This is a genomic window from Streptomyces sp. JLYT201, from assembly GCF_059448825.1.
This window is the reverse complement of sequence record NZ_CM182551.1, coordinates 7270140-7293121: the sequence shown is the minus strand read 5'-3', so window position 1 is coordinate 7293121 and position 22982 is coordinate 7270140. Positions and strand designations below refer to the sequence as shown.

Below are 22982 nucleotides of genomic sequence, written 5' to 3'. Positions count from 1 at the left end.
GGGGCGCGGGGAACTGCGCGACAAGCCACGACGCGCCCGCAGCCGAACAACGGCTCAGCACAGCGCAAGCGCACCGGCGCCTCAGGCCGGATCCCCCTGGCCGTACGGCAGCACGGCCCGAACCTCCCAGCCCCCGCCCGGGCGCGGCCCCGCCGCAAGGTGCCCGCCAAGGGCCCGCACGCGTTCCGCCAGGCCGACGAGGCCGAACCCACCCCGGTCGCCGGGGCCGGGCGACGGCGCCGGGGCCCCGTCATCAGTGACCCGGACCTCGAGGCCGCCCTCGGCAAGGCGCACGGTGACGCGGACGGCGGTGGCGTCGGCGGCGTGTTTGCGTACGTTGGTGAGCGCTTCGCGCACGATGTGGTGGGCGGTGGCCGCGAGATCGGCCGGAAGGCGTTCCTCCAGGCCGTGTTCCACCTCAACCGTCACGGGCGGCCCGGCGACGGCACCGGGCCGGGCGAGCGCGCGCAGTTCGGCGAGCCCGGGCAGGGGCGCCGTGCGCGCCTCGCCCTCGCGCAGGACGCGCACCAGGCGGCGCATCGCGCCGAGGGCCGCGTCGCCCGCGTCGGCGATGCGGGTGAAGGTGTCGGCGGTGGCGGGCGCGTGGCCCGCGGCGCCCGCGGTGTAGGACGCGGCGCGGGCCTGGACGACGATGCCGGTGACGTGGTGGGCGACGAGGTCGTGGAGCTCCCGGGCGAGGTCGAGGCGTTCGGCGGCGCGCGCGGCCTCGGTGTCGCGCACCCGCTGGGCCTCCGTGCCGCGCAGCAGCAGCGAGAAGGCGCTCACCACGGCGGCGAGCGCGGAGAACAGGAGCGTGAAGCGGCCGGGCGCGGCGTCGCGCACGGGCGCCGCCGCGCAGGCGAGAGCGAGCAGCGGTCCGAGCACGGCGGCGCGCCGGGCGGGCAGCCGCAGCAGGACGCCGGTGAGCAGCACGAGCAGGGCGACGGCCTCGCCCAGGCCCCAGACGGCGAGCGGCCGTCCGCTGGCGAAGACGTACAGGGTGGCGGCCCAGGAGACCCCGGCGGCGGTCCAGGCGCGGGCGGTGAGGGAAGGGCGGGGCCACGGCACGGCGCACAGGCAGGTGACGGTGCCCGCGGTCAGCAGGGCGGCGCGCGGCTCGGTGGGGTTGCGGGTGAGGGTGAGGCTCTCGGCGAGGACCAGGAGCACGAGGGCGGCGGCGAGCAGCAGCCGGGCGGCGGGGCGCAGGGCGGGGTGCCGGTCGAGGGCGGGCGGTCGCGGGGCGGGGCGCACGGCGGGCTCACGGGGCCTTGGTGGCGAGTCCGCTCTCCCAAGCCCAGGCGGCGATCTCCACGCGGTTGCGGGCGGCCAGTTTGGCCTGGACGTTCGCGAGGTGGGACTTGACCGTGGACAGGGACACGTACAGCTCGGCGGCGATCTCCGCGTTGGTGCGGCCGCGGGCCAGGGCGCGGACGACGTCCCGCTCGCGCTGGGTGAGGGGTTCGGCGGGGCCGGGGGCCGCCTCGCGGGGGGCGAGTTCCCGCAGCAGGCGCACGGTGATCGCGGGTGAGACGAGGGCGTCGCCGACGGCGGCGGCGCGGACGGCCTCGACGAGCATGGCGGGGCTCGCGTTCTTCAGGAGGAACCCGCAGGCGCCGCCGTGCAGTGCGGCGTGGACGTATTCGTCGAGGTCGAAGGTGGTGACGATGACGATGCGGGGGCGGCTGCCGCGGGCGGTGAGGCGGCGGGTGGCCGCCAGGCCGTCGAGGCGGGGCATGCGGATGTCCAGGAGCAGGACGTCGGGGTCGTGCTCCTCGACGGCGTCGAGCGCGGCCTGGCCGTCGACGACGTCGGCGAGCACCTCGATGTCGGGCTGGCTCTCCAGGATCATGCGGAAGCCGGTGCGGACCATCTCCTGGTCGTCCGCGATGACCACCGTGATCGCCATGTGCCGCTGCCTCGCCGTCGCCTGTCTCGTACGCGACGAGTGTCCCATATGTACGCGCCCGGGGTCGTACTCCTGTACGGGGGGCGGGGCCCGGCTGTCTCGGTGGCGGCACGCGGAGAGCCGGGCCCCCACCGGGGCCCGGCTCCGGCACGCGTCGCTCACCGCGTCCGCATCGCGGCGGCGGGGCGGTGCGTCAGAGCTGGTTGGCGTACTTGGTTATGTCGGCCGCGAAGGTCGACACCTCGGTGTAGACGCCGGGGTAGGCCGGGCGGGCGCAGCCGGTGCCCCAGCTGACGATGCCGACCTGGATGTACTGGCCCGCGTCGTCCTTGCGGAACATGGGGCCGCCCGAGTCGCCCTGGCAGGTGTCGACGCCGCCGACGCCGAGCTTGCCCGCGCAGATCTCCTCGCCGGGGATGATCTCGCCGTTGTACGCGCGCGAGCAGTCCGCGTCGCTCACGAACGGCACGGTGGCCTTGAGCAGGTAGCGCTGCTGCGCGCCGCCTTCGCGGGCGGCGCCCCAGCCCGCGATGGTGAAGTTGCCGTTGTTGTACTTGGTGTCCGTGGCGATCTTCAGCGTGGGCTGGTTGATCGGCTTGGCGAGCTTGATGAGCGCCCAGTCCTTGCCGCTGCCGTTGTAGCCGGGGGCCTGGAGGACCTTGGTGGACTTGACCTTGATGGCGCTGGAGCTCTGCAGGTCCACGACGCCGCCGGTGGCGGTGATGGAGGTGTTGTTGCCGGAGCCGTCGACACAGTGCGCGGCGGTGAGGACGACGTCCTGCTTCAGCAGGGAGCCGCCACAGCCCATCGACAGGCGGACCATGAACGGGAACTCACCCTGCGCGGCGCGCGTGCCGCCGACGACCTGCTGGCCGGGGGTGGGGCCGGGGTGCGGGGCCGCCTGGGCGGCGACGGGCTGCAGGCTGAACCCGGCGAGGGCGATCGACCCGAGGACGGCGGCTCTCTTGACTCCACGAAGCTTGTCGGTCTTCAACGTGATGTCCCTTCATGGGAGGTGTGGGGGGTTGCGCATCGCGACGGGCCCACGCCGCACGCGCCGGAGCACTGCGTGGCATGAGCCCGCCAAAGCGTTGTTGGATTATGAGGAGGCCCGCACACGGCCGACAAGGGGCGGTTTTCGGCCAGGCGTTGACTTTCGGGCTGGTTACGGCCGCGAACAACACCCGTACAGTAGGGACGAGTTGGGATGATCCACGCGGGGTCCGGCAGCGGATCCCGCCGCGGCCCAGGGGGGGACGACGTGGCCAACGACCGGCCCGTGGAGCACGGCTACCCCCATCTGGAGACGGTCCGCTCGGCCGTCACCGCGCTGTACAAGCGGCTCTCGTACGACACCGTCCACTCCTTCGACACCAGCGTGGTGCCCGCGGACGTGGCCTTCGGCGACGAGGACGACCTGCATCTGGGCGCGCAGCGGGTGGCCCGCGAGCTGGTGCGGCACCTGCGGCTCCCCGACGCCCGCGTGATCGTGTCGTTCCGCGAGATGGAACACGCCGCGTTTGTCGAACTGACCGCGGGGCCGGAGTACTTCATCGAGCTGAACGACCGCTTCCGACGCCACCGCCGGGACGTCGGGGCGGCCCTCGCGCACGAGGTGATGCACGTCTACCTGCACCGCCTCGGCCTGTCCTTCCCCGGCACCCGCGCCAACGAGATCCTCACGGACACCGCGACGACCTACCTGGGCGCGGGCTGGCTCCTCCTCGACGCCTACCGCGAGGACGGCGCGTCCTCGCAGAAGCTCGGGTACCTCACGCCGGAGGAGTTCGGCTACGTGCTCGCCAAGCGGGCCCTCGCGTTCGGCGAGGCCCCCGAGACGTGGTTCACCAGCCCGCAGGCGTACACCGCGTACACGCGGGGCCTGGCGCAGGCCCGCCGCGACGAGCAGCAGCCCCCGCTGACCGGGGCGGGCTGGGCGGGGCGCCGCCGCTACGCCAAGGACCGGCGCTACGCCCTCGACCACGGCTCGGGGCCCCGGACCGGAGGGTCGTACGCCTTCTCCCGGCCCGACGCGGCGGGGCCGCTGCGGGTCTCCTTCCCCTGCCCCACGTGCCACCAGCGCATCCGCCTGCCGGCGCGGGGGCGGGTGCGGGCCCGCTGCGCCCTCTGCCACACGATCCTGGACTGCGACACCTAGCCCGGCGCCGCCGGGGCCTCCCCCGCCCGCCTGCCTGCCGCTCCGCGAGGGGGGGCTTCTCCCACCCGCCCACCCGTACTCGCCCCAGCGGCCGGGGGACGCAGCGCGCGGGCGGGAGAAGCACCGGCCAGGCGGGGCTGCGACGCGGTCAGCCGTTCCGGGCCGCCTGACCACCCGTCAGAAACTGCGCGCGTCCGCCTTCCCCCTTCAAGACCCCCTCGCTACCGTCCGCCACGACCGGACGACCACGGCGGCGGAAGGCGGACCGATGCGCGGCAGCACTCGCACCCTCACGGCGGCCACGGCCGTCGTCGTGGCACTCGGCCTCGGCGCCGCGCCCGCGGCGCCCGCGGCCGGCTCCTCGTACGCGGCCCGGCCATCGGCGCCCGGGCAGCTCCCGGCCGCCCGCCAGATCCCGCTGGAGGGCGCCGTCAACGTCCGTGACGTGGGCGGCCACCGCACCTACGACGGCGGGCGGGTCCGCCGCGGCCTCGTCTACCGCGCCGACGCCCTCTCCCGGCTCACCGACGCGGACGTGGCCGTGCTCACCGGGCTCGGGCTGCGGGCGGTGGTGGACTTCCGCGTCGCGGAGGAGGTCCGGCACGACGGCCCGGACCGGCTGCCCGGCGGGCTCGCCGCCACCGCGCGGCCGGTGCCCGACAACGGCCTCTTCCGGCAGCTCATGACCGTGCTCGGCGCCCGCGATCCGGTCAAGCAGGAGGAGCTGCTCGGCGGCGGCAGGGCCGAGGCCTTCATGCGGGACGTGTACCGCGCGTTCGTCACGGACGCCACGGGCCGCGCGCACTTCGCGGCGACGCTGCGCGACCTCGCGGCCGGGGGCTCCGCGCCGCTGCTCTACCACTGCACGGCGGGCAAGGACCGCACCGGCTGGCTGACGTACGTCCTGCTGCGCGCGGTCGGCGTGCCCGAACGGACCGCCACGGACGACTACTTGGCGTCCAACGCCTTCCGGGCCGCGTACGACGCCGGGGTGCGCGCGTCGCTCAAGCAGGCGGGCATCATGCTCAGGCCGGAGCTGCTCATCCCGCTCCAGGAGGTCCGCACGGACTACCTGGACGCGGCGCTCACCGAGGCGACCCGGCGCTACGGCGGCTTCGGCGGCTATCTGACCAAGGGCCTCGGCCTGGACCCGCGCACCCTGCTCGGCCTGCGCGAACGCCTGGTCGGCTGAGCCGCCGCGGGCCCGCGGCAGGCGGTCAGAACGCGCGGGGGGCGACGATCCCGAGCTCCCGCGCCGCCTTCAGCCACCGCGGGAACTCCCCCACCAGGCCGTCGTACAGGACGTCGTCGGGCACCGCGCGCGGCTTCTCGCCCGCGTGGAAGAACCCGGCGTTGTCGACGGCCCGCCGGTGGGGCACGGCCAGGTCGTCCAGGCGCCGCAGATAGTCGAACTGCCTGCTGCCGGGGTCGCCGAACCCGATGAACGTCCAGAACATCGGCAGCTTCGCGGCCTTGCACAAGTACCGCTCGGCGGCGGCCTTGTCGAGGGGCCCGCCGTCGGTCTGGAAGACGACGAGCGCGGGCGCGGGCGGGCCGCCGCCCGTGCTCCGCGCGTGCTCCACCACGTCCAGGTAGTGCTCGATGACGGCGTCCATGGCCAGGTGGTAGTTGGTCTTGCCCATGTGGCCGAGGCCGCGGGCGATCTCCTCGATCCGGCCGTGGTGACGGGCCAGTTCGACCTCGGCGACGGCGTCCACGTCCGTGGAGAAGAACACGGTGGGCACGACGCCGTCGTCGTCCAGGTGCGCGGACAGGCCGAGGACGCGGTCGGCGAGCGCCTGGACGCTGCCGTCCTTGTAGTACGGCCGCATGGAGCCGGAGTGGTCGACCACCAGATAGACCGCGGCCCGCTCGCCCTCCAGGCCGTGCGCGCGCACGGAGGAGCCCGCCGTCTTGTAGAGGCTGACGAGGGCGGGGGCTGCCTCCTCGACCTTGCGCAGGCTGATCGCCGCGGTCATGCCGGGCCCTTCAGGAAGTCGACGGCCAGGCGCAGGAACTCCTCGGCCCGCTCGGCGAAGGCCAGATGGCCGCAGCGCGGGAAGACGTGCAGCCGCGCGTCGGGCATGGCCTTCAGGGCGACGAACGCGCCGTCGAGCGGATTCACGCGGTCCTCGCGCCCCCAGGTCAGGAGCGTCGGCCGGGTGACGCGGTGCGCCTCGCGCCACAGCAGCGCGCCCTCGGGCCACCGGGCGAACGCGGCGCCGACGTGCCGGGCGCCGCGCCGGGCCTCCGGGTCCAGGGCGGCGGCGTACCGCTCGTCGACGAGGGCGTCGGTGACGGACGACGGGTCGTGCACGAGGGTCGTCAGGAACGCCCGCATGTCCTCGCGCGTCGGCGCGGGCGCCGCGCCGAACTCGATGAGCCGTCGTACGCCTTCGGGCGGGTCGGCGGAGAAGACGTTCAGGGAGAGGCCGCCGGGCGCCATGAGCAGCAGCCTGTCGACCTTGTCCGAGTGGTCGAGGGCCAGGCGCACACAGGCGCCGCCGCCCAGCGAGGCGCCCGCGAAGTGGGCGCGGGCGATGCCCAGTTCGTCGAGGAGCGCGGCGACGGCGGCGGCGCTGAAGGAGAAGAAGTCCCGGTCCGGCTCGGGCTTGTCGGACGCTCCGAAGCCGGGCTGGTCGACCAGGAGCGTACGGAAGTGGCGGGCGAAGCCGGGCAGCAGGTGCCCGAAGGCCGACCAGGCGGAGGCGCCGGGGCCGCCGCCGTGCAGCATCACCAGGACGGGGGCGGCGGGGTCCTGGGGGCCTGCTTCGTGGTAGCGCAGCCGCAGGCCCGTGGCCCCGGCCGCGCGCGAGGTGCCCTCACGCGTGAGGTCCGCCCCGCTCGTCTCGCTCGTCACGCCCCCATCCTGCCCCACCCGCCCACCCGCCCCGCACCGGGACGGGTGGCGGGGGCCGGGGGGCTAGGCCGTGGCGTCGCGGAAGGACGGCAGGGCGAAGATCCTGGTCTTCGCCTCGTCGGACATCAGCTCGACGAGGGGCAGCACGAGGTCCCACAGGTCGCGCTTGTCGACCTCCCGGGCGAGCCCGTCGAGGTCCTCGTCGCCGAGGGCCCCGGCCCGCTCCGCGACGACCCGCCGCGAGGGCTCGGGCAGGACCTCCACGAGGGGCAGGAACTCCGCCCACAGGCCGGTGGCCACCACGGCGGGCACGACGCCTTCGAGGACGCCCGGCTCCCGGAGCGCGGGCAGGACCGCGACGGTGCGGCGCTCCTCGTCGGACAGCAGCGCGACCAGCGGGAGCAGCGACTCCCACAGCCCCTGCGCGGCCACGGTCGTGACGAGCGCGTCGAGGTGCTCGGCGGGCTGGGCCGCCGCGAGTGAGGCGATCCGCCCGCGCTGCTCGCCGGTGACCGCCCCGGCGACGGCGAGCGCCTCGGGCCACAGGCCGTCCCGCGCGGCGGTGGCGATGACGGCCGCGAGCCGCTCCTCCCCCATCAACGCGACGATCCGGCCCAGGCGTTCGGGGTCGTCGACGAGGAAGCCGGTGCGCAGCACGGCCGCGTCGCCGACCTGCGGCAGGATGCGGCTCAGCGCGGAGTCCCGCAGATGGCCGACGAACCGCCCCATGGTGAGGTGGTCCTCGCGCCCGGCGAGTTCGAGGGCGATGCGGACGACGAGGCCCTCGTCGAGCCGGTCGACGATGCCGCTGATGCGCCGCGGGTCGAGGTGCCCGCAGGACTCGGCCGTGAAGGCGACGGGGAGCTTGTCGATGATGTCGGCGGCGCGGGCCGGTTCCAGGCGCCCGGCGACGGCTGCGGCGAGCCGGGGCCCGAGCGCCTTCTGCGAGATGGCGGCGGCGACCCCGGCGGGCACCAGCTTGGTCGCGGAGGCGATGCGGTCGAGCATCTCCGGCGACCGGTCGAAGAGCGCGGCCACGCAGTCGGCGCGGAAGCGGCGCACGTCGTCGGCGGGCAGCTCCCCCAGGAAGGCGAGGTCGGCGGGGTCGGTGTCGAGGAGGCGGGCGGTCTTCAGGGTCTCGGCCCTGGCGCGCAGCTTGTCCATGGTGTCCGCGCTCCCTAGCGGAAGAGGATCCGGCGGACCGGACCGCGGGCCAGGGCGGGCACCAGCTTCAGGGCCTCCTCGGCCGCCTCGCCGAGCCCGGAGGCCCGGCGTTCGCGCTCGCGGCGCAGTGCGGTGGCGAGCCGCTCGATGTGTTCGGGCGCCAGCCGCCCGATGCCTTCCGGGGGTTCGGCCCCCAGCTCCGTCTTCAGCTGCTCCACTGCTCGGGTGCTCACGGGGACCTCCCACGACGCGCGGCTGCTGCGGGTTCGCGTCCCGAGCGTGGAGCGGAATTGAATAATAGTCAATAGCGGGGACGGGCCGTCGGCAGCCGGCGTCCGCGCCCGTACGCTTGGCCGAATGAAACGCGCTGGTCTGCTTCTTCTCGCGGTCGTCCCCCTCGCCCTCACCGCGGTCGCGTGCTCCGAGGACGCGGGGAAGGACCGGCCCGCCGCGGCGCGGCCGTACGACGAGGACGGTTCCCCGGCCGACCGGCGCACGGACGACGAGCGGCTCGCGAAGCTGCCGCCGGGGCTCGCGGCGCCCGCGAAGAAGGAGCTCGCGATGAAGCTCGTCGCGAGCGCGGAGAACTCCACGCTCGACTGGCGCGGCCAGTACGGCTACATCGAGGACATAGGCGACGGCCGCGGCTACACCGCGGGCATCATCGGCTTCTGCACCGGCACCCACGACCTCCTGGAGCTCGTCGAGGGCTACACGAAGGCCCGCCCGGACAACGGCCTGGCCCGTTTCCTGCCCGCCCTGCGCGCGGTCGACGGCAGCGACTCGCACGCGGGCCTGGGGCGGCCCTTCACCCGGGCGTGGGCGCGGGAGGCGCGGCAGGCCGCCTTCCGGCGGGCCCAGGACGAGGTGCGCGACCGCCTGTACTTCGACCCGGCGGTCCGCCTCGCCAAGCTCGACGGGCTCGGCACGCTCGGGCAGTTCGTGTACTACGACGCGATGGTGATGCACGGTCCCGGCACGGGGCCGGAGTCGTTCCACGGCCTGCGGGAGGCCGCGCGCAAGAAGGCGGACACCCCCACGGACGGCGGCCCGGAGAGGACGTACCTCGACACCTTCCTCGACGTACGCCGCACCCTGATGAAGACCGAGAAATCCCACCACGACACCACCCGCATAGACACAGCCCAGCGCCGCTTCCTGCGCGAGGGGAACTTGGACCTACGGCCACCCCTGACGTGGCAGGTCTACGGGGAGACGTACCGAACGGGAGCACCCTGAAGGGGCGCGGGGAACTGCGCGATCAGCCACAGCAAACCCGCAGACGAACGACGGCACGCCATGGGCCCGGACTCCACGAGGAATCCGGGCCCGGGACGGGCGTACAGAACCGGTCAGCCCTTGACCGCCCCGGCCGCGAGGCCGGACCCGAGGCGGCGGTGCACGATCACGAAGAAGATCATCACCGGCAGCGTGACCAGCGTGGAGCTGGCCATGACGGGCCCCCAGGAGGTGGTGTTCTCACCGAAGAACTGGAAGATGCCCACGGCCGCCGTGTACTTGTCGCTGCCCTTCATGAAGGTGTACGCGAACACGAACTCGTTCCACGCCGTGATGAAGGCGAAGATCGAGGTGGCCACCAGGCCGGGACCCACCAGCGGAAGCAGCACGGACCAGAACATGCGGAACCAGGACGCGCCGTCGATGTACGCCGCCTCCTCGACCTCCTTGGGCACCGCCGCGACGAAGCCGCGCAGGGTCCAGATCGCGAACGGCAGCGACAGCGCGATGTACACGACCGAGAGGCCGAGCAGCGAGTTGAGCATCTCGAAGTCCCGCATCTGGAGGAACAGCGGGATGACGAGGGCCTCCAGCGGCACCATCTGCACGATCAGGACCATGATCAGCACGGAGGTGCGGAACTTGAACTTGAAGCGGGCCACCGCGATCGCCGCGAACAGCGAGAGCGCGGCCGCCGCGGTGATCGTGGCGACGCCGACGATCGCCGAGTTCAGCAGGTACTGGCCGAAGTTGCCCCGGTCGAAGACGAAGTCGAAGTGCTCGAACGTCAGACCGCTCGGCAGCAGGTCCGAGCCGCGCGTGATCGCCTTCGGGTCCAGCGCCGTGGAGACCATCCAGTAGACGGGGAACAGCGTGAAGACGAGGAGCGCGATCACCGCGACCGGCAGGCCGATGCGTGAGGCGAGCGTGGTACGGCGGACACTCACAGTTCCTCCTCCCCCTGCCGGAACAGCGTACGGATGTAGATGACGGTGATCACGAGCAGCAGCACCGTCAGCAGGACCGCGGCCGCGGCGCCCGTGCCGTAGTCGTTCTTGGCGAATGCCTCGATGTACGAGTAGACGCCGAGGTTGTAGACGTCCGGATTGGAGCCGCTGCCTCCCGGCATCAGGAAGACCTGGGTGAAGACCTTGAAGTCCCAGATGGTGGACAGGATGGTCACCACCAGGAAGACCGGCCTGATGCTCGGCACGGTGATCTTCCAGAACCGCTGCCAGGCGTTGGCGCCGTCGATCTCGCCCGCCTCGTACAGCTCCTTCGGGATGGTGAGCAGCCCCGCGAGCACGGTGATGGCGACGAACGGGAAGCCGTGGTGCACGACGTTGATCGTCGCGATCCCGTAGAACGGCAGCCGCTCGGTGAACCAGTTGGTGGTCTCCGCGTCGATCAGGCCGAGCGAGTCCGCGACCTGGCTGACCATGCCGTCCTGCGGCTGGAACAGCCAGATCCACACATACGTTCCGGTGACCGCGGGCATCGCCCACGCGGCCAGGATGGACACCGAGCAGATCAGCTTCCACGTCGGGCCGAGCCGGTTGAGCAGCAGGGCCACGAGCGTCCCGAGCGCGACGGTCAGACCGACGCAGGCGAACGCGAAGAACACCGTGTTCGGCAGGACCGTCTTCCACAGCAGGTCGCCGGTCAGCAGGTCCTTGTAGTGGTCGAACCCGATGTACGTGCCCTCGCCACCGCCGAACTTGACCTTGTAGTCCTGCAGCGACAGCTTGCCGACCTGGATCAGGGGCCACAGGAGCAGCCCCACGAGCACGATCAGCGAGGGCGTGAGCAGCAGCCAGGGCCGGGTGAGAGTAACCAGTTTCTTGCGGCGGCGCGCGGCTTCGGCGCCACCGTCGTCGGTGTGCGGGCGGACCGAAGGCGTGACCTCCGGCCCGTCGCTGACGAGCGTGTCTTTCACGGCGTGACTCGTCTTTCGCTTACTTGTCCTTGGCGAAGATGTCGTCCATGTCCTTCGCCGCCTTGTCCGCGGCCTCCTGGACGGACGACTTGCCCGTGAGGATCGACTGGACCATGCCGGTGATGACCTGCGAGGCCTGGATCTCTCCGTACGCCTTCGTCTTCGGAACGGTGGCGCCGGCCTCGATCATCTGCTTCGCGAACGGCTCGACCAGCGGGTCCTTCTGGGCCTCGATCTTCTTCAGCTCGGAGTTCTGGCCGGGGAAGTAGTTGGTCTGCTTGGCCCACTTGGCGGCGAACTCACCGGTGGTCATCAACTTGACCAGCTCCCAGGCGAGTTCCTTCTTGTCCGTGTTGAACGCGGACAGGTACGAACCACCGAGGAAGGACTTGCTCATGCCGCCGTTCTGGCCGGGGATCGGCACGGCGCCGAGCTTGCCCTTGAGCTTCGGGTTCGCCTCGATGATGGCCTTGGGGGTCCAGTTGCCGCCGACCGACATGGAGATCTCGCCCTTGTTCCAGGCGTCGCCGACCTCCTTCTCCGTCCAGGTGTTGACCTTGGCCGGGGAGACCTTGTCCTTCCTCGCCAGGTCCGTGTAGTACGTGAGGCCCTTCACGGCCTCGGGCGAGTTGATCGCGGACTTCCACTTGTCGCCCTGCTGGGTGGCGAGTTCACCGCCCGCGCCCCAGACGAAGGCCGTCGCGAACATCTCCGCGCCGCCCGCCACCGGGAAGGCGATCTTGTCCGGCTCCTTCTCCTTGAGCGTCTTCGCCGTCTCCTGGAGCTCCTTCCAGGTCGTCGGCGGCTTCAGCTTGTGCTTCTCGAAGACGTCCTTGCGGTACACGATGGACCGCACACCCGCGTACCACGGCATGCCGTACTGCTTGCCGTCCAGGGTGCCCGCGTCCTTCAGGCCCTCCACCAGGTCGTTCGACAGGCCCGACTTCTTCAGGTCGTCGGTGACGTCGACGAGCGCGCCGGTCTCGGCGAACTGCGGCACCCACGTCGTGCCGACCTCGGCGACGTCCGGGACCTGGTCCTCGCCGCCCTCGATGGCCGTCGTGAACTTCTTCTGGGCGGTGCCCCACTGCTGGTACTCGACCTTGATCTTGGCGCCGGTCTTCTTCTCGAAGGCCGCGCCGACCTCCTTGAAGAAGGGCCGGGGGTCGGGGTTGGTCCCCTCCATGATCCAGACGGTGAGGGTCTTGCCCTTGCCGTCGGCCTTGTCGCCCTTGCCCCCGTCGCCGTCATCGCCGCACGCGGTTGCGGTCAGACCGAGCGTCAGGGCGATACAACCCGCCGCGATGACACGTCGCTTCATGCCGGCCCCCTTCAGGTTCTTGTAGTGGGAGCGATTGTGCTCACGCTGGGTGTTGGCGGTCTAGACCCTTTCGGGGAAGCGGCCGAACCGTAATCACCGTTGCGCGGTGCGCTATCGCTGTGCTTCGACGGTGTCCTACGGTGGGGCCGTGCGGCGGAACGGCTCCGCGGTCCCACCCGTTTGCCCCACATCTATCGCCCGCCGGGCGACACCGGGCCCCTCCGGACCCGCCCCGCCCCACGGCCCCACCGGGCCTCTGGCCTCGGGCGGCGGGGCTCTGGCTGCGGGCCTCGGGGGCCGCCGCGCCGTGACGCGCCACCTTCACCCCGCCGGGCTGGCGCCCGCCGCCGCGCCGGGGCCTTGTGTCCCCCCCGTCCATCCGCTACGCCGGTGCCGTGCGGGCCGGGGCGCCGCGGCGAGGCCGTGCCGGACGGGGCGACGGGGTTACCCACCGTGGGCTCGGTGAGCGAGGGCCGCGGGCAGGTGCTGGGAGGGCAGGCCAAGCCGAGGACGCCCAGGGCCCCGCCGGAGGGAGAACCGGCCCGGGGAAGGGCGGGAAGGGCGCGCGGCGCCTGCCATAGGTCCGGTCGGGGACATGGCAGGCGCCGCGCTCAGTTCCGTACGCCGTTGTACGGGACATTCAAGGGGCGGACCGCCGGGGAGGCGGTCCGCGGGTCAGACCGTCAGGGACCGGTCCGTGGGACGGATCGGGGCCGGAAGGTCACTCGCACCGGTGAGGAAGCGGTCCACCCCCCGCGCGGCCGAGCGCCCCTCGGCGATCGCCCAGACGATCAGGGACTGGCCACGGCCCGCGTCACCGGCGACGAAGACGCCCGGCACGCTGGTGTGGAAGTCACCGTCACGGGCAATATTGCCACGCTCGTCCAGGTCGACGCCGAACTGGTCCACCAGACCGTTCTCCCGGTCCGTACCGGTGAAGCCCATCGCGAGGGTGACGAGCTGCGCCGGAATGCGCCGCTCCGTGCCCGGCTTCTGCGTGAGCTTGCCGTCCACGAAGGCGACCTCGACCAGGTGCAGCCACTGCACGTTCCCGTCCTCGTCGCCCTCGAAGTGGGTCGTGGAGACGGAGTAGACGCGCTCGCCGCCCTCCTCGTGGGCGGAGGTCACCTTGTACAGCATGGGGAAGGTCGGCCAGGGCTGCCCCGGGGACCGCTCCTCGCCGGGCCGGGGCATGATCTCCAGCTGGGTCACGGACGCCGCGCCCTGGCGGTGCGCGGTGCCCACGCAGTCCGCGCCGGTGTCGCCGCCGCCGATGACGACGACGTGCTTGCCCTCGGCGGAGACGGGCGTGGTGACGTAGTCGCCCTCCTGGACCTTGTTGGCCAGGGGCAGGTACTCCATGGCCTGGTACACGCCCTTGAGCTCGCGGCCGGGCACCGGCAGGTCGCGGGCCGTCGTGGCGCCCGCCGCGATGACCACGGCGTCGTACCGCTTGCGCAGCTTCGCCGCGTCGATGTCGCGGCCGACCTCCACGCCGGTGCGGAACTTCGTGCCCTCCGCGCGCATCTGCTCGATGCGCCGGTTGATGTGCCGCTTCTCCATCTTGAACTCGGGGATGCCGTAGCGCAGGAGGCCGCCGATGCGGTCCGCGCGCTCGTAGACGGCGACGGTGTGGCCCGCCCGGGTGAGCTGCTGGGCGGCGGCGAGACCGGCCGGGCCCGAGCCGATGACGGCGACCGTCTTGCCGCTCAGCCGCTCCGGCGCCTGCGGCGCCACGTCGCCCGTCTCCCACGCCTTGTCGATGATCGAGACCTCGACGTTCTTGATGGTGACGGCGGGCTGGTTGATGCCGAGGACGCACGCCGACTCGCAGGGGGCCGGGCAGAGCCGCCCGGTGAACTCCGGGAAGTTGTTCGTGGCGTGCAGCCGCTCGGAGGCCGCGGACCAGTCCTCGCGGTAAGCGTAGTCGTTCCACTCGGGGATCAGGTTCCCCAGCGGACAGCCGTTGTGGCAGAAGGGGATGCCGCAGTCCATGCAGCGCGAGGCCTGCTTGGAGATGATCGGCAGGAGCGATCCGGGAACGTAGACCTCGTTCCAGTCCTGCACGCGCTCGCCGACCGGGCGGGTCTTGGCGACCTCGCGGCCGTGGTTCAAAAAGCCCTTGGGATCAGCCATTGGTCGCCGCCTCCATCATCTTCTCGGTGATCTCGGACTCGGAGAGTCCGGCTCGCTCGGCGGCGTCCTTGGCGGCGAGCACTGCCTTGTACGTGCTGGGGATGATCCTGCTGAAGCGGGTCACGGCCACGTCCCACTGGGCCAGCAGCTTCTCGGCGACCGTGGAGCCGGTCTCCTCCTGGTGGCGGCGCACGACGTCGTGCAGCCACTGCTTGTCGGTGTCGTCCAGGGGCTCGACGGCCGCGAGGTTCCCCGCGTTGACGTGGGCGCGGTCGAGGTCGATCACGTACGCGATGCCGCCCGACATGCCGGCCGCGAAGTTGCGGCCGGTCTCGCCGAGGATCACGGCGTGGCCGCCGGTCATGTACTCGCAGCCGTGGTCGCCCACGCCCTCGGAGACCACCGTGGCGCCGGAGTTGCGCACGCAGAAGCGTTCGCCGGTGCGGCCGCGCAGGAACAGCTCGCCGCCGGTCGCGCCGTAGGCGATGGTGTTGCCCGCGATGGTGGAGTACTCGGCGAGGTGGTCGGCGCCCCGGTCCGGGCGGACGATCACGCGGCCGCCGGAGAGGCCCTTGCCCACGTAGTCGTTGGCGTCGCCCTCCAGGCGCAGCGTGACGCCGCGCGGCAGGAAGGCGCCGAAGGACTGGCCCGCCGACCCGGTGAAGGTGATGTCGATGGTGTCGTCGGGCAGGCCCGCGCCGCCGAACTTCTTCGTCACCTCGTGGCCGAGCATGGTGCCGACGGTGCGGTTGATGTTGCGGATGGCGACCTGGGCGCGGACGGGCTGGGCGTCCTCCTGGGTGTGCGCGGCGAGCGCGTCGGCGGAGAGCCTGATCAGCTCGTTGTCGAGCGCCTTCTCCAGGCCGTGGTCCTGCGCGACGACCTGGTGGCGCACCGCGCCCTCGGCCAGGTCCGGGACGTGGAACAGCGGCGCCAGGTCGAGGCCCTGGGCCTTCCAGTGGTCCACGGCCCGGGTCGTGTCGAGGAGCTCGGCGTGGCCGACGGCCTCCTCGATGGAGCGGAAGCCGAGCTCGGCGAGGAGCTCGCGGACCTCCTCGGCGATGAACTCGAAGAAGTTCACGACGTACTCGGCCTTGCCGCTGAAGCGGTCGCGCAGCGCGGGGTTCTGCGTGGCGATGCCGACCGGGCAGGTGTCCAGGTGGCAGACGCGCATCATGACGCAGCCGGACACCACGAGCGGCGCGGTGGCGAAGCCGAACTCCTCGGCGCCGAGCAGCGCGGCGATGACGACGTCGCGGCCGGTCTTCAGCTGGCCGTCGGTCTGCACGACGATGCGGTCGCGCAGGCCGTTGAGCAGCAGCGTCTGCTGGGTCTCGGCGAGGCCGAGCTCCCAGGGGCCGCCCGCGTGCTTCAGGGAGGTCAGCGGGGACGCGCCGGTGCCGCCGTCGTGGCCGGAGATGAGGACGACGTCCGCGTGCGCCTTGGAGACGCCCGCGGCGACGGTGCCGACGCCGACCTCGGAGACCAGCTTGACGTGGATGCGCGCCGCCGGGTTGGCGTTCTTGAGGTCGTGGATCAGCTGGGCGAGATCCTCGATGGAGTAGATGTCGTGGTGCGGCGGCGGGGAGATGAGGCCCACGCCCGGCGTGGAGTGCCGGGTCTTCGCCACCCACGGGTAGACCTTGTGTCCCGGCAGCTGGCCGCCCTCGCCGGGCTTGGCGCCCTGGGCCATCTTGATCTGGATGTCGTCGGCGTTGACCAGGTACTCGGAGGTGACGCCGAAGCGGCCGGAGGCGACCTGCTTGATGCTGGAGCGGCGCGCCGGGTCGTAGAGGCGCTCCGGGTCCTCGCCGCCCTCGCCGGTGTTGGACTTGGCGCCGAGCTGGTTCATGGCGATGGCGAGCGTCTCGTGCGCCTCGCGGGAGATGGAGCCGTACGACATGGCGCCGGTGGAGAAGCGCTTGACGATCTCGGAGGCGGGCTCGACCTCCTCGACGGGCACCGGCTGCCGGTCGCTCTTGAGGGCGAACAGGCCGCGCAGCGTCATCAGGCGCTCGGACTGCTCGTTCACGCGGTCCGTGTACTGCTTGAAGACGTCGTAGCGGCGGTTGCGGGTGGAGTGCTGGAGGCGGAAGACCGTCTCGGGGTCGAACAGGTGCGGCTCGCCCTCGCGGCGCCACTGGTACTCGCCGCCGATGTCCAGGGCCCGGTGCGCGGGCGCGATCCCGGAGGCCGGGTAGGCCTTGGCGTGGCGGGCGGCGACCTCCTGGGCGACGACGTCGATGCCGACGCCGCCGATCTTGGAGGTGGTGCCGTTGAAGTACTTCTCCACGAAGGACTCCTCCAGGCCGACGGCCTCGAAGACCTGTGCGCCGCGGTAGGAGGCGACGGTGGAGATGCCCATCTTGGACATGACCTTCAGGACGCCCTTGCCGAGGGCGTGGATGAGGTTGCGGATGGCCTGCTCGGCCTCCATGCCGGGCAGGAAGGTGCCCGCGCGGACCAGGTCCTCGACGGACTCCATCGCCAGGTACGGGTTGACGGCCGCGGCGCCGAAGCCGATGAGCAGCGCGACGTGGTGGACCTCGCGCACGTCGCCCGCCTCGACGAGCAGGCCCACCTGGGTGCGCTGCTTGGTGCGGATCAGGTGGTGGTGGACGGCCGCGGTGAGCAGCAGGGAGGGGATCGGCGCGTGCTCGGCGTCGGAGTGCCGGTCGGAGAGCACGATCAGGCGGGCCCCGGCCTCGATGGCGGCGTCGGCCTCGGCGCAGATCTCCTCGATGCGGGCGGCGAGGGCGTCGCCGCCGCCGTGCACCCGGTACAGGCCGGAGAGGGTCGCGGCCTTCATGCCGGGCATGTCGCCGTCGGCGTTGATGTGGATGAGCTTGGCCAGCTCGTCGTTGTCGATGACCGGGAAGGGCAGCGTGACGGAGCGGCAGGAGGCGGCGGTCGGCTCCAGGAGGTTGCCCTGCGGGCCGAGCGAGGAGTGCAGCGAGGTGACGAGCTCCTCGCGGATGGCGTCCAGGGGCGGGTTGGTGACCTGGGCGAACAGCTGCGTGAAGTAGTCGAAGATCAGCCGGGGGCGCTCGGAGAGGGCCGCGATCGGCGTGTCCGTGCCCATCGAGCCGATCGGCTCGGCGCCGGCCTTGGCCATCGGGGCGAGCAGCACGCGCAGCTCTTCCTCGGTGTAGCCGAAGGTCTGCTGGCGGCGGGTGACGGAGGCGTGCGTGTGCACGATGTGCTCGCGCTCGGGCAGGTCGCCGAGCTCGATGGTGCCTGCTTCCAGCCACTCCGCGTACGGCTGCTCGGCGGCGAGCCGGGCCTTGATCTCGTCGTCCTCGACGATGCGGTGCTCGGCGGTGTCCACGAGGAACATCCGGCCGGGCTGGAGGCGGCCCTTGCGGACGACCTTGGCCGGGTCGATGTCGAGGACGCCGACCTCGGAGCCGAGGACGACGAGGCCGTCGTCGGTGACCCAGTAGCGTCCGGGGCGCAGGCCGTTGCGGTCGAGGACCGCGCCGACCTGGGTGCCGTCGGTGAAGGTGACGCAGGCGGGGCCGTCCCAGGGCTCCATCATCGTGGAGTGGTACTGGTAGAAGGCACGCAGGGCGGGGTCCATGGAGGTGTGGTTCTCCCACGCCTCCGGGATCATCATGAGCACGCTGTGCGGCAGGGAGCGGCCGCCGAGGTGGAGCAGTTCGAGGACCTCGTCGAAGGACGCGGAGTCGGAGGCGTCCGGCGTACACACCGGGAAGGTCCGCTCCAGCTGCTCCTGGGTGCCGAACAGGTCGCTGACCAGCTGCGACTCCCGGGCCCGCATCCAGTTGCGGTTGCCCCGCACGGTGTTGATCTCGCCGTTGTGGGCGACGAAGCGGTAGGGGTGCGCGAGCGGCCAGCTCGGGAAGGTGTTCGTGGAGAAGCGCGAGTGGACGAGGGCGACCGCGGTGGCGAAGCGGCGGTCGGACAGGTCCGGGAAGAAGGGCTCCAGCTGGCCGGTGGTCAGCATGCCCTTGTAGACGATCGTGCGCGCGGAGAGCGACGGGAAGTAGGTGGCGGCCTCGCGCTCGGCCCGCTTGCGCAGCACGAAGGCCTTGCGGTCCAGGGCGAGCCCGGTGCTGTCACCGGCGGTGACGAACAGCTGGCGGAAGACCGGCATGGTGGCGCGGGCGGTGGCGCCGAGCAGCGTCGGGGCGACCGGCACCTCGCGCCAGCCGAGGACGGTCAGGCCCTCGTCGGCGGCCAGTGTCTCGATGTGTGAGACGGCTTCGTCCGTGCCGTGCGGGGGCAGGAAGGCGATGCCGACGGCGTAGGCGCCCGCGGCGGGCAGCTCGAACCCCACGGCCTCGCGCAGGAACGCGTCCGGGACCTGGAGCAGGATGCCCGCGCCGTCCCCGGAGTCCGGTTCGGAGCCGGTGGCGCCGCGGTGCTCCAGGTTGCGCAGGACGGTCAGCGCCTGCTCGACGAGCTCGTGGCTCGCCTCACCGGTGAGGGTGGCCACGAAGCCGACACCACAGGCGTCGTGTTCGTTCCGGGGGTCGTACATGCCCTGCGGGGCGGGGCGACCGTCCATGGGCGACCAGGCGTCGGAACGCATCGGCACTCCCGTCGTCGTGGTGGGGCACCTCCCAGGCTCTGGGGGCGCGGGCGGCGAGGGACGACGTTGGCCCTGGCGAAATTTCGTGCAGGTTACATGATGGGCCGCTTCTCGAAAAGCGGATACTTCATTCCAGTATCTGGACAGCGCCCTGGGGATGGAGGGCGGCGAAGAGGGGCCTGAGCGGGCAGATCGGTGACCGTTGGCCCGGAGCGACCACAGGCCTCATTGCCCGCAGCGCTTACGGCTCATGCCCGCCGGTCAGCGCATCGAAACAGTCCGGAAACGGATACTTGTACGGCATTCCGCATACCCCTGCGGTCGGTCATCCTACGGCCGTCCCGAACAGACTGCCCAGGGCGTACGTCACACCCGCCGCCGCACCACCGAGCACGAGCTGCCGCAGCCCGCTGAACCACCACGAACGGGCGGTCACCCTGGCGACGACCGCGCCGCACGCGAACAGGCCGACGAGCGCGAGCAGCACCGCGGGCCACAGCGCGCCGGCGCCAAGGAGGTACGGCAGCACGGGCAGGAGCGCGCCGAGGGCGAACGAGCCGAAGGACGAGACCGCCGCCACGACCGGCGAGGGCAGGTCGCCCGGGTCGATGCCGAGCTCCTCGCGGGCGTGGATCTCCAGGGCCTGCTCGGGGTCCTTCGACAGCTGCCGCGCCACCTCGCGGGCGAGCGCGGGCTCGACGCCGCGGGACTCGTAGAGCGCGGCCAGCTCCTGCTCCTCGTCCTTGGGGTGCTTGCGCAACTCGCGGCGCTCCACGTCCAGTTCGGCCTGCACCAGCTCGCGCTGCGAGGCGACGGACGTGTACTCGCCCGCGGCCATGGAGAACGCCCCGGCCGCGAGCCCGGAGAGCCCGGTGATCACGATGGTCTGCTGCGACACGGCCCCGCCGGCGACGCCCGTCATCAGGGCGAGGTTGGACACCAGGCCGTCCATGGCCCCGAAGACGGCCGGGCGCAGCCAGCCGCCGTTGACGTCACGGTGGGTGTGGTTGTCGCGGTGCGCCTCGTGCAGTGTCGCTTCGGTCTCGATGATCGCCATGGTGCGGCCCCCTCATAGTCGCGCCGAACGTTTCGACGTCGCTCTGGAATCCCGTCGGTGAAACCCCGTCGGCGATCTCGAAAGTACGCGCGAAAAATCGCTCCCGCCAGCAAGGAAGGCCGTACTTACCTGCGAAAACACACCCCTGTGAGCCCGCACGGGCGGCCCGCGCGGAGCCGTCGCGGACATGCCGAAGGAGTGATGCTGAGCGCCTGCATGCTCACATGAGTGGCTCGGCGTGGCAGGGATGCTCCCAGCACGACTCAGCGGCACGCAGCGGCACGCAGCGGCACGCAGCGGCACGCGGCGGCACGCGGCAGTACTCAGCGGTACGCGGCAGTACTCAGCGGTACTCAGCGCGATGGGAGGCAGGGCATGGCGTCCATCGCCTGTGTTCCCCCGGTCCCGGCGCCCGACGGCGCGGGCGGCCTGCGCGAGCGGGCCCGCGGGGCGATGCTCGGTCTCGCGGTCGGCGACGCGCTCGGCGCGCCCGCCGAGAATCTGAAGCCGTCCGAGATCCGCCGCCGTTGGGGCCGCATCACCGGGTACGTCGCCGAGCGCCCCGCGGGCACGGACGACACCGAGTACGCGATCTTCTCCGGCCTGCTGCTCGCCCGGCACGGCTCGGCCCTCACCGTCGCGCACGTCGAGCGCGCCTGGCACCGGTGGATCGCCGACCTGGACGAAGGCCCCTTCCGGGGCGCAGGGTTCAGCGAACGCGGCACCCTGGAGAACCTGCGCAGGGGCCTGGCCGCCCCCATCTCCGCCCAGCACCGGCACGCCTGGAGCGACGGCCTCGCGATGCGGGCCGCGCCCTTCGGCGTCTTCGCCGCGGGGTGCCCCGCGGAGGCGGCCCGCCTGGTCGCCGTCGACGGCACCGTCAGCCACGACGGCGAGGGCATCCACGGCGGCCGGGCCGTCGCGGCGGGCGTCGCGGCGGCGATGGCCGGGGCCCCGGTGGAGACGGTGGTCGCCGCGGCCCTGTCCGTCATCCCGTACGACTCCTGGACCGCGCGCTCCCTGCGCCGCGCCGTCGCCGTGGCCCACCGGGGCGAACGCGCGGTCCGCTCGGCGGTCGTCATCGGCGGCTACCCCTGGACGGACCTGGCCCCCGAGGCGGTGGGCCTCGCCTTCGGCGCGTACGCGGCCGCCGAGGGCGACTTCGCGAGGTCCGTCCTCACCGCGGTCAACATGGGCCGCGACGCGGACACGACCGCGGCGGTCGCGGGCGCCCTGGCGGGCGCCACCTGCGGCGCCGCCGCCATCCCCCCGGAATGGTCCCGGGCGATCGGCCCGGTAAGGGGCACCTGCCTCCCTTCCATGCGGGGCCACCACGTACTGGAGGTGGCGGAGCTCCTAGCGTCCGTCTCCGCTGTGGGCAATCGTCCCGCAGGGCGAGTGGGGTCTCCCCTGCTCGAGCGAAGCCGAGAGCTTGGGGAAGGGTGGGCACAGCCCGAGGTGCCGAGCAACCGTGCAACCAAGCCCCGGGGCCCGGGGCGCAGCCCCGGCAAGCGGGCCCTGGACGGAGCCCAGGTCGAGGGCCTCCTGCTGGGCCTCGCCGCGGGCGACGCCGCCGGTTGGCCATCGGCCCGGCACAGGGCGACCCGCATGCCCGACTGGACCCGCCGCCTCACCCGCGAACTGGACACCTTCGCCGAGCACAACGCCACCACCACCCTCCCCGTCCCCATCGCCCTCAACCAGCCCCCGGAACCCCTGCGCCTCGGCCCCTCGGACGACGCCGAATGGGCCGCGCTCACCGCCGAATCCGTCCTGCGCGCGGCGGACGGCACCCTCGACCCCGCCCTCACCAGGGACCGCCGCACCCGCGCCACCCTCGCCCTGTCCTGGAACGCCCTCGCCAGCGAGGTGGCCGCCGCGGCGGCCCGCGCACCGGAGGTGGAGTCCGCAGTCCTGCCCCTGCGCGCCCGCATCTCCGTGCGCGCGGGCCTGGGCAACCTCGCCGCGGGCCTCACCCCGCCCGCCACCGGCCACGACAACCCGCACTTCTTCGACGACGCGGCCTGCGTACGCGCCTGCGTCCTCGCCCTCGTGCACCCCGGCGACCCCGAACGGGCCGCCGGGCTCGCCGAGTTCGACGCCCGCTACACCCAGGACGGCGACGGCGTGCACGGTGCCCGCGCGATGGCCGCGGCGGTCGCGGCCGCCCTCGGCGGCGCCGGACCCGACGCCGCGGTGGACGCCGCCCTCGCCCAGCTCCCCGAGCACACCGAGATCGGCCGCAACGCCCGGCACGCCGTGCAGCTCGCCCGCACCTGCGCGCCCGCCGCCGACGCCACGTTCGCCCTGGTCCCGCTCCTGGAGCACGAGATCGTCGACCACGTCTACAGCTACGGCATCGCCGCCGCCGAGACCGTCCCGGTCGCCCTGGCCCTGGCCACCGCGGCCCGCGGCCGGGTCCGCGAGGCGGTGCCCGCCGCCGCCTGCCTGTCGCGCGTCGCGGACTCGGCGCCCGCACTCGCCGGGGCCCTGACCGGCGTCCTGGGCACGGCCGCCGCGATCCCCGACAGCTGGCGCGCGTCCTGCCGCACCCTGTCGGGCTGTGCCCTGCCCCGCCTCGCGGGTACTGACCTCGTGGAGCTGGCCGGACATCTGACCCGTACGCACTGACCACCCCAGGAGGGCGATC

Annotated in this window: 17 protein-coding genes; 4 read left to right on the top strand and 13 right to left on the bottom strand. The window is 72.7% G+C overall.

The genetic code is table 11. From position 1 onward, the window contains the following. Positions 1-81 precede the first annotated feature (81 nt). The 3 genes from AC5WAM_RS30890 to AC5WAM_RS30880 all read right to left on the bottom strand — a co-directional run bounded on the left by AC5WAM_RS30890 (position 82) and on the right by AC5WAM_RS30880 (position 2900). Entirely contained in the window at positions 82-1251 is a 1170-nt protein-coding gene (locus AC5WAM_RS30890) for a sensor histidine kinase (protein WP_366790712.1), read from the bottom strand. A gap of 7 nt (positions 1252-1258) precedes the next feature. Continuing rightward, on the bottom strand, positions 1259-1906 hold the full coding sequence (locus AC5WAM_RS30885) for a response regulator (RefSeq protein WP_495519542.1): 648 nt from the start codon (positions 1904-1906) through the stop codon (positions 1259-1261). 193 nt (positions 1907-2099) lie between these two features. Further along, positions 2100-2900 carry a S1 family peptidase gene (locus tag AC5WAM_RS30880; protein WP_366790714.1) on the bottom strand — a complete coding sequence of 267 codons (801 nt, stop codon included), beginning with the start codon at positions 2898-2900 and terminating at the stop codon, positions 2100-2102. Positions 2901-3167: 267 nt separating this feature from the next. Between AC5WAM_RS30880 and AC5WAM_RS30875 the strand changes: the two genes are divergently transcribed. Further along, positions 3168-4064 (top strand): hypothetical protein, encoded by an 897-nt coding sequence (locus tag AC5WAM_RS30875; protein WP_366790715.1) that lies wholly within the window; start codon positions 3168-3170, stop codon positions 4062-4064. Between the two features lie 268 nt (positions 4065-4332). After that, a complete protein-coding gene (locus AC5WAM_RS30870; protein ID WP_495519541.1) occupies positions 4333-5256 on the top strand; it encodes a tyrosine-protein phosphatase in 924 nt (307 codons plus the stop codon). Positions 5257-5281: 25 nt separating this feature from the next. On the opposite strand, the gene AC5WAM_RS30865 is transcribed toward AC5WAM_RS30870, so the two are convergent. From AC5WAM_RS30865 to AC5WAM_RS30850, 4 genes are all read right to left on the bottom strand, one after another. Next, entirely contained in the window at positions 5282-6043 is a 762-nt protein-coding gene (locus AC5WAM_RS30865; RefSeq protein WP_495519540.1) for a VWA domain-containing protein, read from the bottom strand. Continuing rightward, positions 6040-6924, bottom strand: a complete 885-nt coding sequence (gene hsaD / locus AC5WAM_RS30860) for a 4,5:9,10-diseco-3-hydroxy-5,9,17-trioxoandrosta-1(10),2-diene-4-oate hydrolase (protein WP_495519539.1) — start codon at positions 6922-6924, stop codon at positions 6040-6042. The genes AC5WAM_RS30865 and hsaD overlap by 4 nt, the downstream gene beginning before the upstream one ends. Before the next feature lie 63 nt (positions 6925-6987). Continuing rightward, positions 6988-8088, bottom strand: coding sequence for a hypothetical protein (locus tag AC5WAM_RS30855; protein ID WP_495519538.1), 1101 nt, complete (start codon positions 8086-8088; stop codon positions 6988-6990). Positions 8089-8102: 14 nt separating this feature from the next. Continuing rightward, the gene (locus AC5WAM_RS30850) at positions 8103-8321 is read right to left on the bottom strand and encodes a hypothetical protein (protein WP_495519537.1); all 219 of its coding nucleotides are present in this window, start codon (positions 8319-8321) and stop codon (positions 8103-8105) included. A 124-nt stretch (positions 8322-8445) separates the two neighbouring features. Here AC5WAM_RS30850 and AC5WAM_RS30845 point away from each other — a divergent pair, with 124 nt between their 5' ends. Beyond that, on the top strand, positions 8446-9327 hold the full coding sequence (locus AC5WAM_RS30845) for a chitosanase (RefSeq protein ID WP_495519536.1): 882 nt from the start codon (positions 8446-8448) through the stop codon (positions 9325-9327). Positions 9328-9440: 113 nt separating this feature from the next. Here AC5WAM_RS30845 and AC5WAM_RS30840 read toward each other — a convergent pair whose 3' ends face one another. The 6 genes from AC5WAM_RS30840 to AC5WAM_RS30815 form a co-directional block, all read right to left on the bottom strand. Further along, positions 9441-10274, bottom strand: a complete 834-nt coding sequence (locus AC5WAM_RS30840; RefSeq protein WP_366790721.1) for a carbohydrate ABC transporter permease — start codon at positions 10272-10274, stop codon at positions 9441-9443. Then, positions 10271-11263, bottom strand: a complete 993-nt coding sequence (locus tag AC5WAM_RS30835; protein ID WP_366790722.1) for a carbohydrate ABC transporter permease — start codon at positions 11261-11263, stop codon at positions 10271-10273. Before AC5WAM_RS30835 ends, AC5WAM_RS30840 begins: the two co-directional genes overlap by 4 nt. A gap of 19 nt (positions 11264-11282) precedes the next feature. Next, a complete protein-coding gene (locus tag AC5WAM_RS30830) occupies positions 11283-12584 on the bottom strand; it encodes a sugar ABC transporter substrate-binding protein (protein WP_366790723.1) in 1302 nt (433 codons plus the stop codon). A gap of 675 nt (positions 12585-13259) precedes the next feature. Continuing rightward, entirely contained in the window at positions 13260-14720 is a 1461-nt protein-coding gene (locus tag AC5WAM_RS30825) for a glutamate synthase subunit beta (RefSeq protein WP_366790724.1), read from the bottom strand. Continuing rightward, a complete protein-coding gene (gltB, locus tag AC5WAM_RS30820; RefSeq protein ID WP_495523678.1) occupies positions 14713-19224 on the bottom strand; it encodes a glutamate synthase large subunit in 4512 nt (1503 codons plus the stop codon). Before gltB ends, AC5WAM_RS30825 begins: the two co-directional genes overlap by 8 nt. A 376-nt stretch (positions 19225-19600) precedes the next feature. After that, positions 19601-20332, bottom strand: coding sequence for a VIT1/CCC1 transporter family protein (locus AC5WAM_RS30815; RefSeq protein ID WP_172385474.1), 732 nt, complete (start codon positions 20330-20332; stop codon positions 19601-19603). 375 nt (positions 20333-20707) lie between these two features. Between AC5WAM_RS30815 and AC5WAM_RS30810 the strand changes: the two genes are divergently transcribed. Then, the gene (locus tag AC5WAM_RS30810; protein ID WP_495519535.1) at positions 20708-22963 is read left to right on the top strand and encodes an ADP-ribosylglycohydrolase family protein; all 2256 of its coding nucleotides are present in this window, start codon (positions 20708-20710) and stop codon (positions 22961-22963) included. The last annotated feature ends 19 nt before the right edge of the window (positions 22964-22982 follow it).

What these genes read in the sequence shown, in the direction of transcription:
- AC5WAM_RS30815 (WP_172385474.1), bottom strand. Translation starts at nt 20,332, where the DNA reads ATGGCGATCATCGAGACCGAAGCGACACTGCACGAGGCGCACCGCGAC.
- AC5WAM_RS30825 (WP_366790724.1), bottom strand. Translation starts at nt 14,720, where the DNA reads ATGGCTGATCCCAAGGGCTTTTTGAACCACGGCCGCGAGGTCGCCAAG.
- AC5WAM_RS30845 (WP_495519536.1), top strand. Translation starts at nt 8,446, where the DNA reads ATGAAACGCGCTGGTCTGCTTCTTCTCGCGGTCGTCCCCCTCGCCCTC.
- AC5WAM_RS30885 (WP_495519542.1), bottom strand. Translation starts at nt 1,906, where the DNA reads ATGGCGATCACGGTGGTCATCGCGGACGACCAGGAGATGGTCCGCACC.
- gltB (WP_495523678.1), bottom strand. Translation starts at nt 19,224, where the DNA reads ATGTACGACCCCCGGAACGAACACGACGCCTGTGGTGTCGGCTTCGTG.
- AC5WAM_RS30810 (WP_495519535.1), top strand. Translation starts at nt 20,708, where the DNA reads ATGGCGTCCATCGCCTGTGTTCCCCCGGTCCCGGCGCCCGACGGCGCG.
- AC5WAM_RS30855 (WP_495519538.1), bottom strand. Translation starts at nt 8,088, where the DNA reads ATGGACAAGCTGCGCGCCAGGGCCGAGACCCTGAAGACCGCCCGCCTC.
- AC5WAM_RS30830 (WP_366790723.1), bottom strand. Translation starts at nt 12,584, where the DNA reads ATGAAGCGACGTGTCATCGCGGCGGGTTGTATCGCCCTGACGCTCGGT.
- AC5WAM_RS30870 (WP_495519541.1), top strand. Translation starts at nt 4,333, where the DNA reads ATGCGCGGCAGCACTCGCACCCTCACGGCGGCCACGGCCGTCGTCGTG.
- AC5WAM_RS30865 (WP_495519540.1), bottom strand. Translation starts at nt 6,043, where the DNA reads ATGACCGCGGCGATCAGCCTGCGCAAGGTCGAGGAGGCAGCCCCCGCC.